Origin of the sequence: Paenibacillus sp. J5C2022 (assembly GCF_025567625.1) — a bacterium.
GTDB lineage: Bacteria > Bacillota > Bacilli > Paenibacillales > Paenibacillaceae > Pristimantibacillus.
In genome coordinates this window covers 19,126-32,240 of record NZ_JAOQJC010000013.1, presented here as the reverse complement: position 1 = coordinate 32,240, position 13,115 = coordinate 19,126, and the positions used below count along the sequence as shown (strand labels likewise).

Annotated in this window: 13 protein-coding genes; 12 read left to right on the top strand and 1 reads right to left on the bottom strand. The window is 52.5% G+C overall.

Annotated features, from left to right (window positions below; translation table 11 throughout):
• From M6D81_RS12685 to modB, 6 genes are all read left to right on the top strand, one after another.
• On the top strand, positions 1–1,509 hold the full coding sequence (locus M6D81_RS12685) for a sugar ABC transporter ATP-binding protein (protein WP_262677271.1): 1,509 nt from the start codon (positions 1–3) through the stop codon (positions 1,507–1,509).
• Complete coding sequence (locus M6D81_RS12680; RefSeq protein WP_262677270.1) at positions 1,506–2,468, top strand: ABC transporter permease; 963 nt, start codon at positions 1,506–1,508, stop codon at positions 2,466–2,468. Before M6D81_RS12685 ends, M6D81_RS12680 begins: the two co-directional genes overlap by 4 nt.
• Positions 2,465–3,289, top strand: coding sequence for a tryptophan synthase subunit alpha (gene trpA / locus M6D81_RS12675; RefSeq protein WP_262677269.1), 825 nt, complete (start codon positions 2,465–2,467; stop codon positions 3,287–3,289). Before M6D81_RS12680 ends, trpA begins: the two co-directional genes overlap by 4 nt.
• Positions 3,286–4,782, top strand: a complete 1,497-nt coding sequence (locus tag M6D81_RS12670; RefSeq protein WP_262677268.1) for a xylulokinase — start codon at positions 3,286–3,288, stop codon at positions 4,780–4,782. Before trpA ends, M6D81_RS12670 begins: the two co-directional genes overlap by 4 nt.
• A 770-nt stretch (positions 4,783–5,552) precedes the next feature.
• Entirely contained in the window at positions 5,553–6,377 is an 825-nt protein-coding gene (modA, locus tag M6D81_RS12665) for a molybdate ABC transporter substrate-binding protein (protein WP_410795732.1), read from the top strand.
• On the top strand, positions 6,374–7,063 hold the full coding sequence (gene modB / locus M6D81_RS12660; RefSeq protein ID WP_262677266.1) for a molybdate ABC transporter permease subunit: 690 nt from the start codon (positions 6,374–6,376) through the stop codon (positions 7,061–7,063). The genes modA and modB overlap by 4 nt, the downstream gene beginning before the upstream one ends.
• A gap of 116 nt (positions 7,064–7,179) precedes the next feature.
• Here the strand turns inward: modB and M6D81_RS12655 are convergent, their stop codons facing one another.
• Complete coding sequence (locus M6D81_RS12655) at positions 7,180–7,545, bottom strand: c-type cytochrome (RefSeq protein ID WP_262677265.1); 366 nt, start codon at positions 7,543–7,545, stop codon at positions 7,180–7,182.
• Positions 7,546–7,782: 237 nt separating this feature from the next.
• Here M6D81_RS12655 and M6D81_RS12650 point away from each other — a divergent pair, with 237 nt between their 5' ends.
• The 6 genes from M6D81_RS12650 (at position 7,783) to M6D81_RS12625 (ending at position 13,113) form a co-directional block, all read left to right on the top strand.
• Positions 7,783–8,736 (top strand): ABC transporter ATP-binding protein, encoded by a 954-nt coding sequence (locus tag M6D81_RS12650; RefSeq protein ID WP_262677264.1) that lies wholly within the window; start codon positions 7,783–7,785, stop codon positions 8,734–8,736.
• Positions 8,729–9,490 (top strand): ABC transporter permease, encoded by a 762-nt coding sequence (locus M6D81_RS12645; RefSeq protein ID WP_262677263.1) that lies wholly within the window; start codon positions 8,729–8,731, stop codon positions 9,488–9,490. Before M6D81_RS12650 ends, M6D81_RS12645 begins: the two co-directional genes overlap by 8 nt.
• Before the next feature lie 44 nt (positions 9,491–9,534).
• On the top strand, positions 9,535–9,924 hold the full coding sequence (locus M6D81_RS12640; RefSeq protein WP_262677262.1) for a GntR family transcriptional regulator: 390 nt from the start codon (positions 9,535–9,537) through the stop codon (positions 9,922–9,924).
• Positions 9,925–10,623 carry an ABC transporter ATP-binding protein gene (locus tag M6D81_RS12635; protein ID WP_262677261.1) on the top strand — a complete coding sequence of 233 codons (699 nt, stop codon included), beginning with the start codon at positions 9,925–9,927 and terminating at the stop codon, positions 10,621–10,623.
• The gene (locus M6D81_RS12630; protein ID WP_262677260.1) at positions 10,620–11,378 is read left to right on the top strand and encodes a hypothetical protein; all 759 of its coding nucleotides are present in this window, start codon (positions 10,620–10,622) and stop codon (positions 11,376–11,378) included. Before M6D81_RS12635 ends, M6D81_RS12630 begins: the two co-directional genes overlap by 4 nt.
• Before the next feature lie 142 nt (positions 11,379–11,520).
• Complete coding sequence (locus M6D81_RS12625; RefSeq protein WP_410795731.1) at positions 11,521–13,113, top strand: ABC transporter substrate-binding protein; 1,593 nt, start codon at positions 11,521–11,523, stop codon at positions 13,111–13,113.
• Positions 13,114–13,115: the final 2 nt, after the last annotated feature.

Sequence of the window (13,115 nt, the reverse complement as noted above, 5' to 3'; positions counted from 1 at the left end):
GTGTCTCTATTGAAGGTAGAAGGGTTGAACAAAATATTCGGCGGCCATTATGCGCTGTCTGACGTGCATATGGACATTCGCCCTGGCGAAGTGCATGCGCTGGTCGGTGAGAATGGCGCAGGGAAGTCCACATTCATCAAAATTGTAACCGGTGTCTATTCTCCAGACGGAGGTACGCTGCTGTGGAAAGGGAAAGCGGTTACGATCAACGATCCCGGCGACGCAAGAGAGATCGGGATCAATGTCGTGCATCAGGACCGTCATCTCATCCCGTCCTTCACGGGTTATGAGAATTTGTTCCTCGGATTGAAGTATCCAAGCAGCGGTGTCGGAGTCAAGTGGAAAGCGATGCAAAACCGCGCCAAATCGCTGATGGAGGAATACGGTGTCAAGCTGGACATGAACAAGACAGCGGAGCGCATGTCGCCTCCTGAGCGAACGATGCTGGAAATACTGCGTGCCATGATGCTGGAATGCAATCTGCTCATTCTGGATGAGCCGACGGCATCGCTTACCGATCAGGAATCGGAGCAGCTGTTCTCCTTGATTGGCAAGCTGATCGAACGCGGGACATCCATCCTCTATGTATCTCACAGGATGGATGAGATTTTCCGTCTGTCGCATCGCATAACCGTATTCCGCAACGGCCAGCATGTGGCTACCGTGAATCGGGCGGAGACAGATCGGGACGGCCTGATATCTCTTATGAACAACAAGGAATACAAGAAAGCCATACGTATAGAGAGAGAAGGCGCGGCTGGGAAGCCTGTGCTGGAGGTTAGGAATGTAACTACCGTTGACGGGAAAGTAAAGGGCGTCAGTCTCGACGTGCGCGAGAAGGAGATCGTCGGATTGTTCGGACTGGCGGGGGCCGGACGGACGGAGCTGCTGGAGACGATATACGGCTTGCGCCGCAAGTCAAGCGGCGACGTTGTCATCCGAGGCGAGTTGAAGTCGGGTCTTAGCCCGCGCGCATCGCTTGATGAAGGCGTCGTCCTCATACCGGAGGAGCGCAAGCGCGATGCACTGGTTATGGGGATGACGATTAGAGAAAATATTACGCTGCCTGTCCTGAAGAAATTCTCAAGCGGATGGAAGCTTCGCGGTGGAGAGGAACGGAAGGAAGCGGAGGGCTGGATGGAGGACTTGAAGGTAAAGGCGTCCGGCACGGAACAAGAGGTGGGCCAACTGAGCGGCGGCAACCAGCAGAAGGTTGTTTTCGCGAAGGCGCTTATGTCATCCCCGTTCTTGTATTTATGCGATGAGCCTACGCAGGCGGTCGATATTATGACACGCGAACAGATTCATCGTTTATTGCGGGAGCAAGCGGATGCGGGCGGAGCCGTTCTGTTCGTATCGTCTGACCTGCAAGAGGTGCTTGATATTGCCGATCGGCTGTATGTGCTGCATGAAGGGCGAGTAGTGGCCGATCTCCCGAACCGGGACGTAACACCCGAGAACGTACTGGCATATTGTTTCGGCCAAGGAAAGGATCGTGATCAATCATGACGGTTGAAGCGCGCAATAAAATCAACTATATTCGTTTAATTCGCACTTACGGGACGGTAATGGCGGGCATTCTTATCATTCTGGCATTCTCTATTCTTAGTCCGGATTCCTTCGCGACGCTGGACAATGCAATCAACATTAGCCGCCAGATCTCCTTCCTAGTCATTATCGCGCTCGGCGCTACGTTAGTCATGGCTGTTGGGGAGTTCGACTTGTCGGTCGGCGCGATGGCAAGTCTTGGGGGCGTATTTGCGGCCAAGCTGGCAGTCGCGGGAGTGCCTATCGTATTTTCAATTATTCTGCCTATGCTTGCAGCGCTGTTGATTGGATATATCAATGGCTGGATCGTGACCAAATTCCGTGTGCTTTCCTTTATCACCACGCTGGCCATGGGAACGATTATTGGCGGCATCAACTTCCGTCTGACGGAAGGGGCGACGGTGTTCGAGAATATTCCGCCATCTTTCCTCTTCCTGGGACAGACGGAGCTGGGAGACATTCCGCTGCTTTCGATCATTATGATTTTCATGACTGTACTGTTCTGGTACATTATGTCCCATACGGCATTCGGCAGAAAGCTGTACGCGATCGGCGGCAATGAGTCCGCATCCCGCGTGGCTGGTGTCTCCGTTGCTTTCAACAAAAATGCCGCGTTCGCACTGTGCAGCATGCTGGCTACACTGACTGGCATTCTGATGGCATCGCGTCTAGGTTCGGCGCATCCGACAGGCGGGGACGGACTCTTCTTGTCCGCGTATGCGGCTGCATTCCTCGGCATGACTTCCTTCAAGGAAGGAGTGCCGAACGTATGGGGCACATTCGTCGGCGCTGCGATCATCGGCATCCTGGCGAACGGCATGACCATTCTGGCTGTGCCGACATTTATGCAAGATGTCATTACAGGGCTGATTGTAATTGCAGCGGTGCTGATGCAGAAGCTGGGACGTGGTAACGCATGACAAGGGGATTGTTGAACGACAGGAACCGGGAAGCATGGCAGGCGGCAAAGGAGAAAGACGAGGCGCTTCTCGTCGGTTATCTGGTGGCGGGCGACCCCGCCAGAGAGGCTTCGTTGTCGATGGTAAGGGAAAGCGTCGAAGCCGGCATAGACGTCGTGGAGCTCGGCGTGCCTGGCCGACGTCCGGAGATGGACGGCCCTATCATTCAGCGGGCGCATAAGCGTGCGCTGGATGGCGGCATGTCGGATGAGGAGGAGCTGCTGGCTTATTGGCGCGCCATCCGGCAGCAAGTGGCCGTTCCATTCTGGGCAATGGGGTACAAGAGCGATGTAGTGGGCAGCGGCCTCTACAAGAAGTTAATCCGAGAGCAATTGGTGGATGCGCTCGTTCTCCCGGATTGCACGCTGGAAGAGCAGGTTGCGATTCAGCAGTATACAGCTGACTTCGGAGTGGATATCGTTCGCTTCATTAATAGTGCAATGGACGAGGAGACGATGAAGCGGGTGTGCGACGGAGCTACGATCATCTATGCGCAATCCTACGCCGGAACGACAGGCGATCCGCTGGCAAATGTCTCGGATCTGTCGCAGCTATGCAGCCGAATTCGCCATTATCTGCCTGAAGGCATGATTGTATCGGGCTTCGGACTGCGCACGCCCAAGCTGGTCGGCGAAGCGGTCAGGAGCGGATTCGACGGTGCTGTAGTCGGCTCGGCTCTCGTCGCACGCTGCGAGAATCAGGAGAACGACTATTTGTACCGGATGGTGGCCGAGATGAAGATGCAGACTGTCCGGTCGAACCGAGAGGAGGAGTCGTTATGACTTACATCGCAGCGTTCGACATCGGCACAACGAATGTGAAAGGCGTGCTCGTGGATAAGCATGCCTCGATTACAGCGGAACGCAATATTCCTCTGGAAGTCGACCATACGGGCGGCTATATCGAACAACACCCGGAGAGCTGGTATGAGGCGATCGCTGAGATCGCCCGTTCCTGGTTCTCATCCGGCATTGCAGAATCCGATATCGCGCTTATTACCTTCAGCGGCCAGATGCAGGACTGCATAGCCGTGAAGCGGGACGCTGCAGCTGTGCGTCCCGCCATTCTGTACTCTGACGGGAGAGCGGGGGAGCAATCGGATCACATACTAGCCGAGCTCGGCGAAGCTGCTATTACGGAAGCCACACAGAACGTGATGAACGGCACGTTGACGCTGCCGAAAGTGCTGTGGTTGAAGGAGCATGAACGAGAAAACTATGAGGCCGCCGACTACTTTCTGATTAGCGCCAAGGATTATGTGATCGGGAAGCTTACCGGCTCGTTCGTGACGGATCCGACATCGGCTGCCACTTCTGGATCGATGGATATTCGAACCCGGGAATGGAAGTCGGATTGGCTGGCGCGTCTCGGACTTGATGCCTCTAAGCTGCCGGCTATTATGGCGTCCGATGAGGAAGCGGGAGTCGTTCATGCGCAGGCTGCTGCATCAACGGGTTTCCTGGAAGGTACGCCTGTCATGTGCGGCATCGGCGATGCCGGGGCAGCGACGCTCGGGGCCGGTGTATACCGGGAAGGCGAAGTATATGCATATATCGGGACTAGCGGCTGGGTAGCTGCGGCTTCTTCGGGCTTCATGGATGTATCCAGCGGTGCTTTCAATCTGGCTTACGTCGAGTCGGGCAAGCAGATTACGATTGCGCCGATGATGAACGCCGGCAATGCCCACAAGTGGGCGCTCGACGTATTTGGCGAAGGCGGATTCGGTAGCAAGGATGACGCCTATGCGGCATTCGAAGTGGCAATCGGAGCTGCTTCCCGCCAATCGGGGGTACTGTTCTTGCCGTACTTGAACGGCGAGCGATGCCCGGTGCAGGACAATCGTGCAAGCGGCTCGTTCATCGGCTTGCGGACGACCACTACGAAGGCTCAGATGGCAGCCGCGGTGCTGGAAGGTGTGGCGATGGCGATGCGCCAGCTGATGGAGCTGATCGTGACAACTGATGGCGAGAAGCAGGTAACGTTAATCGGCGGCGGGGCCAAGAGCAAGGAATGGTGCCGCATTATGGCGAACGTATGGGACTGTACGCTTGTTGTACCGGAGGACTCACAGTTTTTGCCCTCCATCGGTGCCGCGTTGCTTGGTTTCCGAAGGCTGGAATGGGGCAACGATATCGGCGAATTGTGCAACCGAGTGAAAGAGAAATGGCAAGTGGAGCAATATGTGCCCGACCCGCAGCAAGCCGGCTTCTATCATGATCAATTTCGGAAGTACAAGCGCCTATATCCTCAACTAGCTGATCTATTCGCCATGTAGTACTTCGGCGAATGGTTCGGCGTGCTGAGGAGTAGATGCAAGTCGACGCTGGCATGAGAGCTTGTACGAGCTTGAGCTTGTTTGAACAAGATCCCAATTATTCAATAAGGAAGAACTGCAGGTATTCGTCGGTCAAGCCTATCGGATTGTCGAATACCTGTATTTGTGCGTAACTTTTTTTACCTAGAATTGTTCCATCCGACCTTTCTGCAGTACTCACTTCACACCCCGCGTACTTACGACTCCCCCACAATTCCTGTACATCAGGAGCATATCCTCGATGTAAATCGGACTGGCTCCGTATCCCATCTAATCAGGAACGGACAATTGAGTTGAAGGGAACTACCGATTCCCCACAGTTCCCGCACATCAGGAGCATATCCTCGAGCGTATCCGCCTGGCCCCACTATCCCATTTGATCAGGAGCGGTTAATTGAGTTTCTTTAACTTCAGTATAGTTCTGCTTTGCGCCATTAGTACGTTTACTAATTCGATATAGCCGCTGCTCCTGAATAGAGGGGAGAGTGCGGTATGGTATATAATAGATTTGTAGCATAGTCAAATTGCAAGCAGCAATTTTTGATGTCATATGCAAGTGAATCGGTCACGAATGGAAGGAATGGATTGAAAAGAAAATGAGAGTATCGGGAAACGTAGACTCATTGGAAAGAAATTGTCTTAGGAAGTATGCACAGCCAGCGGAAGTTCAATCGCGTAGACAGTGGATCAACAGGATCGGCCGAAAGAAGAAGCGATGCAATAAAAGCATAATCAGATGTACCGGGGGACAAGGGAGGAAGCTGCCGCTTAGCCGAGTGGTTCTCCTGCCGTTAATAGCCATTGTGCTGCTTACAGCCGGATGTGGTGCGACAAAGGAGAAGAAGGAATTGACGATATCGGCTGCCGCCAGCTTGACTAATGCGCTGCAGCACATCCAGCAGGCCTATGAACGGAGCAATCCCGATACGGCGCTCCGATTCAACTTCGGTGGATCAGGCGCACTCCGAGAACAAATTCGGCAAGGTGCCCCTGTCGACTTGTTCCTGTCGGCTTCAAGCGTACATATGGACAAGCTGCAAGAAGAAGGAATTATTCACGAAGAGGGTCGAATCAATCTGTTAACGAATGAACTGGTACTTGTTATTCCCAAGCAAGGAAGTGATGTCAAAATATCCGATGTAAATAGCTTGACATCTTTGACCGGGGAGCGCATACGGCGTATTGCCATCGGTATTCCGGATAGTGTCCCTGCAGGGAAATATGCAGAGGAGGCGCTGCTTCATGCGGGGTTATGGGACCTAGTCAAGGATAGGCTGGTGCAGGGCAAGGATGTGCGCAGCGTTCTGCATTATGTGGAGACCGGAAATGCCGATGCCGGCTTCGTATATCGTACGGACGCGCTTATATCTGACAATGTGCAAGTGGCCTTTACGGTAGAGCAATCTTCTTATACTCCGATTTTTTATCCCGCGGCCATATTGAAAAGCTCGAAGCATACGGAAGAAGCGCGGCGCTTTCTGAACTATTTGCAGAGCGAAGAGGCCTCAGCCGCTTTTCAACAATACGGTTTTCGTCTGGCGAAGGACGGCTCATGATGGGGGCTGAAGCTTTCTGGCCACCAATCCTTCTTTCTTTGAAAATAGCGGGAATGGCAAGCGTTCTCGTACTGCTGATTGGAGGAGGGGGCGCCTGGTGGGTGAGCAGAGCCAAGGTTGGCGGGAATATCAAATTAGTGCTTGAAACGTTGTTCCTGCTTCCGCTGGTTTTGCCGCCGACAGTTGTCGGTTTTGTCCTGCTTGTCGTGCTGGGACGCAACAGTCCTCTTGGGCAATTGCTGGAATCGTGGCTGGACAAGCCAATCGTATTCACGCCTGCGGCCGCCGTCATTGCGGCGGTAGTCGTAGCATTCCCGCTCGTCTATCAGACGATGAAGACGGGATATGAAGGTGTGGATAGTCAACTGGCGGAGGCAGCCCGCTCCTCGGGAGCCAATGAATGGCAAGTGCTGCGTCACATCACGCTGCCGCTATGCTACCGCTCCATCATGACCGCTTATATTCTGGGGTTTGCCCGCGCGTTGGGGGAATTCGGAGCGACGCTTATGATTGCCGGCAACATACCGGGCCGGACCCAGACGACACCCACTGCAATCTATGTGGCGGTAGAGAGCGGCAATTGGATGGCGGCATGGGCATGGACCATTGCCATTATTGCGATTTCCTTCCTTCTCCTGTTGCTGACGGGATGGAGAGCCAGAGGGGTGGAGCAACGACAACGTTGACGTACTGGTGAGGTCATCACGTCGCAGAAGCAGATTAAGAATAAGATAAGAATAAGAAGTAGAAGAGCCCTGTTTCCATAGAGGAACAAGGCTCTTCTTCTGTGCGCAGATATCCGTTATTTGAACTCTGACAACCAGTTCGTCAGATTGATGATATCTTCTTCGCTTAACTTGTCTTCGAACGCAGGCATTCCGCCTCCGCCACCGGATACTTTCTTGAAGATCTTCTCCTTGCTGGAGGTAGCGCCAACCTGATTCAACGCAGGACCCATACCGCCCTGGTATTCGCCGCCATGACAGCCCATACAATTGCTCTTATAGATGGATTCCGCCGCAGCCGCATCGACTGCAGTGTCCGGCACCGTGAATCCAGCATCATGGTTTTCCCCAGTTTCTTCTTTAGCCGGCATTTCGAATAACAACAAATACGCTGCCATTACACCTGCCGCACCAAGAAGGATCGCCATTATCCACTTATGCATACCAACCCTCCTTTTCTCTAAGTCCTATTATAATGATAAATTGCCCGGTTTGTACACTATATACTCGCAATGCGTCAATAGGAATATGCGAAACGTCACAGCCATGTCATAAAAATGACAAATTTAAAATTTTCCACTTTACAATATGAGATACCTAGTGTACTATTTATCTATCACACCACTACACTGTTACAGAGCTACACTGTGAATGAAAAAAGAGATAGAGGGAGAGAAACCATGAAACAAACGATAGGTTCTGATGCCAAGGTTGTATTGGAAATGAAAAATGTAACGAAGCGGATTGGCAACAAAACGCTCGTAAGCGGACTGAGCTTCGAAATGAAGAAAGGGGAAATCGTCGGCTTGCTCGGACCGAACGGCGCCGGCAAAACGACGACCATCCGTATGATGGTCGGACTGATCGGCATGACGGACGGCGATATTCTCATTGGCGGCAATAGCATCCGCACGAACTTTGAAGGTGCGATCAAGCAAGTCGGGGGCATTATCGAGAATCCGGAGTTCTACCCCTATATGAGTGGAATGGATAATCTGAAGCAATACCAGCGTATGTCACCGGGAGTAAGGGAAGCGAGAATTCGCGAAGTGACCGAGCTGGTCGGACTCCAGCATGCGCTGGACAAGAAAGTGAAGGCTTATTCTCTCGGAATGAGACAGCGTCTTGGCATTGCGCAAGCATTGCTGCACAAACCGTCAGTACTAATTCTTGACGAGCCGACCAACGGTCTTGATCCAGCAGGCATTCGCGAGATGCGCGATTATATGAAGAAGATTGCGGAAGAAGAGGGCATATCCGTGCTTGTGTCCAGCCACTTGCTGTCCGAGATGGAGCTGATGTGCAGCCGGGTTGTCGTCATTCAGAATGGCAAGCTGGTAACGGTTCGTTCCATCGGCTCCGGATCATTGCCGGAAGGGGAAGCAAGCAGTATCTCCTTGCAGGTGAATGAGCTGGATGCCGCTGTTGTGGCGCTGACCTCTGTGAAGTCGATCAAGCAGGTACAGAATTTTACGGCGGATAACCGTATCCTCATTTCCGTGATGCATGAAGAAATACCTGCAGTCGTCAAGGCGCTGACAGATGCAGGCGTTGGCATTTATCGCATTGAAGAGAGCAAATCGTCGCTTGAAGACGAGTTTATGAAATGGACTGGAGGTAATCACATTGCTTAAGTTTGGAGATTTGATGACGAATGAATGGCTGAAGATGTATAAGAAAAAGTCGTTTTTCATCCCATTCGCTATTATGGCCGTATTTATCGGAATATGCACCTACGTCGCAGCACGTTATATGGATGGCTTCGGGTCCGCAACAGAGTTTGCCGAATTTTTCGTATCGATGGGTACCGCTGGACAATTGCTGCCGATTATTGCTATTATTGCTATTGCCAATATTGTCCCGCAGGAGTATCGTTTCGGAACGATCAAGTTTCTGTTGATCCGTTCCCAGAGCCGCAACAAGATATTGGCTTCCAAGTACGCGACGGTCGTGCTGTATTGTATCACTCTTATTTTAACGACTCTGCTGCTTGCGCTTATCGCAGGGTTTGGTCTGTACGGATTCGGCGGAAGCGGCGAAGGATGGGCAGCCATTGGTGAGAACACGCTTTATCTGTTTGCATATACACTTGTTTTTGCGACGCTTGCCTTCATGATAGGCGTGCTGACCAAGTCTAACGGCGCAACGATCGGAATTACGATGCTAAGCATGATGATTGGCGGACTGGTAACCATGCTGCTGTCGAAGTATGCTTTCACGAAGTATATTCTATTCCCGAACGTTGACCTGTCCGTATACGCCGGAGAGGCGGCGCAGCCTCCGCTGAAAGGCATGTCGCTGACATTCTCGTCCGTCGTGCTGGCTGCATATATCATCGTATTCCTGCTGGCCAGCTTCGTCGTATTCAGAAAACGCGATGTTTCCTAGCTATATCCGCTTATGGAGGCATCGAAAAGGAGCATATCCTACCCGTGACGATAGAATTCGATAATAATATGCCGATCTATCTACAAATTATGAACTATATGAAGAAGCAGATTGTTATCGGCAAATTGGGGCCCGGCGATAAAATTGAATCCGTGCGCGATCTGGCAGCGGAGCTGCAGATCAATCCCAACACGATTCAGCGCACCTTCCAGGAGCTGGAGCGTGAAGGCATCGTGGAGACAAAACGCGGGCTTGGGCGATATGTCACGAATGAGGAGTCCATCATAATGCGGATAAAAAAAGAGATGGCTGGACAATTGCTGGAGCATTTCGTTATGGGAATGAAGGAGCTGGGGTTCGCAAAGCAGGATATCATCGCACTTGTAGAAAACGCAGTATCATCAAGTACAATCGGCAAGGAGGAGTCTTCATAGATGGACCCCGTATTGCAAATGTCTGCCGTATCAAAAGCTTACGGCTCCAAACGCGCGCTGCAGGATGTGACCCTCGAGATCGGGCCGGGCAGAATTATCGGCTTATTAGGAAGCAACGGCAGCGGCAAAACAACCCTAATGAAAATTGCTGCAGGATTGATCCTGCCTTCCTCCGGTTCGCTGCGCATATGCGGCGAGCCGGTTGGCGTTCGGACGAAGGCCATTACCTCATTCATGCCCGACAAGCCGATGACGGAGCCCTGGATGCGCGTGTCCGATGCGATTCGCTTCTTCCAGGACTTCTATGCCGACTTCGATGCGGCCAAAGCGAGAGATATGCTGGCATTCATGAAATTGAACGAGCGCGAGAAAATCAGTATGCTGTCCAAAGGGATGAACGAGCGTCTGCAGCTGCTTCTGTCGCTCTCCCGCAATGCCAGACTATACTTGCTGGATGAACCGATTGGCGGAGTGGACCCCCTTACCCGGGAGAAGATACTGGATGCCATCGTGCAATATTATAATGAAGAAAGCTCATTGATCATTACAACGCATCTCGTAAGCGATATTGAGCGTATCTTCGATGAGGTAGCGTTCATTAAGGACGGTGCTCTCGTGCTGCATGAGGAAGTCGAGGAAATAAGGATGAAGCATGGCAAGAGCATTGTGGATCTGTTTAAAGAGGTGTACGCGGAATGATCAAGCTGCTCAAGTATGACTGGAAAAGAAATGCCAACAGCCTGCTTGTCGCTTCCGCCATATGGCTCATTGCACAGCTGCTGCTTGTTCTGCTCTCCATTGGCAATGGTTGGGATTATACAAAAGTATATCCTATCGTTGTCATGCTGTACGGATTAGCGGCGTTTATGGCTTTTTTGATGGCTTGTCAAACGTTCAACAGCAATATAACCGCATATAGCAGAAGGTTGCTTCCCGTCTCTTCCTATTCCAGCGTTTTCTCTCCCCTTTTGTTGCTTGCCCTGCTGCATGCCGCGCTTGGCTTGTTGTTTGTTGCGCATGATCTGTTCATTGCGAAGCGTTTGGGATTGGATGGAGCACTGTTTCGATTGTTCGTGGATCAACTTGGCTTTTTCGAACAATTGATCGTCATTGCCGCATACTTCTGGGGAATGCTGTACTCAGCGCTTATCATCTTTTTCTGCATCGCCTTCGCCAAGACGTTTCAAGGGAAAGCGGGGACATGGATAGGCATTTTAGTCTGCTTATGCCTCTTTATCGGTTTGTCTATTCTGGATACGCTGTTGTTTCCCGTAACAGGGTACAGCAACAATATTTTTGGCGTTTCCGTCGTCAGTCAGGAATCTGGCCCGGTACTATATAAGGTAGTGCCTTTCGAGGCGGCGGATTGGCTCAGGTTGTTGTTCGAAATTGTTGTTGGCGCATTGCTTGCGGCAGGCACCGTTCGTATGATGAATAAGAAGGTAAAGCTATAACGGAATATATTATGCGATCGTCAGAGGATATCCTCTGACGATTTTTGTCAATGTCACAAAAAATAACATGCAGTCTGCTGTCAATGCATGCTACAATATGAGTTAAATTATACATATTTCTTAGGGGATGGAGATGGTGGAGTTGAGGGGGAGAAAATGGTATAGAAGTCTTGTCGTTATTTCGATTGTCTGCTTGTTGGCTGCGTGTGCGGCCAGTCCGGATGCCAGCGACAGAGAACGGGGGGATGAACTGATCGTGGCCATCGGCTCTGAGCCGGATGCCGGGTTCGATCCTACGCAAGGGTGGGGGCGTTACGGTTCACCGCTATTTCAAAGCACACTGTTGAAGCGGGACGAGCAGCTCCGCATTGTCAATGATCTTGCTACGAAATACAGGGTTAGCGAGGATGGGCTTCAGTGGGAGGTGGAGCTGCGAGACGATGTGAAATTCTCCGATGGGCAGCCGTTGACGGCGATGGATGTTGTCTATACGTTCCAGACAGCGGCCGCAAGCGGCTCCAGCATCGATCTGACAAATATGGAGAATGTCCAGGAGCGGGATGGCGCGGTGGTGTTCACGCTCAAGAAGCCGCAATCGACGTTCCTATATCAGCTTGTGGCGACAGGAATCGTGCCGAAGCATGCGCATTCCGATAAGTATGCCAGCGAACCGATCGGCTCGGGCCCCTTCCTTCTTCGCCAATGGGATCGCGGACAGCAGCTGATCGTGGAAGCGAATCCGCTCTATTATGGGGAGCGGCCCATATTCAACAAGCTGACGTTCCTGTTCCTGAACGAGGATGCGGCATTCGCGGCGGCGAAAGCCGGTGAAGTGGACATGGCTTACATCCCGTCCGCATTCAGCAGGCAGTCGGTGGAAGGCATGCATCTGATAGCGCTGCAAACCGTGGATAATCGTGGCATCGCATTCCCGTATGTGAAGTCGGGTGAGGTGACGGAAGAAGGCTTCCCGATCGGCAACGATGTGACGGCGGATTCATCGATTCGCAAAGCAGTGAATGTTACCATCAATCGCCAAGCGCTCGTTGACGGCATATTGGAGGGGCATGGAACGCCTGCTTATTCAGCCGTAGACGGCCTGCCTTGGTGGAATCCCGAGACCGTCATTCAGGACGGCGATGCGGAAGAAGCCAAGCGCATACTGGCTGCAGGGGGATGGAGCGACAGCGACGGAGACGGCATCGTGGAGAAGGATGGCCTGAAGGCGGAATTCTCGCTGCTCTATCCCGCTGGAGATGCAACAAGACAATCGCTGGCGCTTGCAACTGCGGACATGGCGCTTCAAGCGGGCATCGAAATCCATGTCGACGGCAAAAGCTGGGACGAGCTGGAGTCGGCCATGCACGCGAATGCAGTGCTGTTCGGCTGGGGCAGTCACGATCCGTTGGAGCTGTACGCGCTTCATGCGAGCGAGAACGGCGGCGTGGAGTATTACAACACCGGTTATTACGGCAATCCCGCCGTTGACGACTGGATGGCGAAAGCGCTGGAGGCAACCACGGAAGAGGAAGCGATGAGCTACTGGAAGAAGGCGCAATGGGACGGCGAGACCGGATTCAGCGCGCTTGGCGACGCGCCATGGGCGTGGCTTGTGAACATCGAGCACCTCTATCTGGTTCGGGACGATCTGGATACCGGCAGTCCGCACATTCAGCCTCACGGCCACGGCTGGCCCGTCACCGACAACATTGCCCAGTGGAAGTGGACGGAGTAACG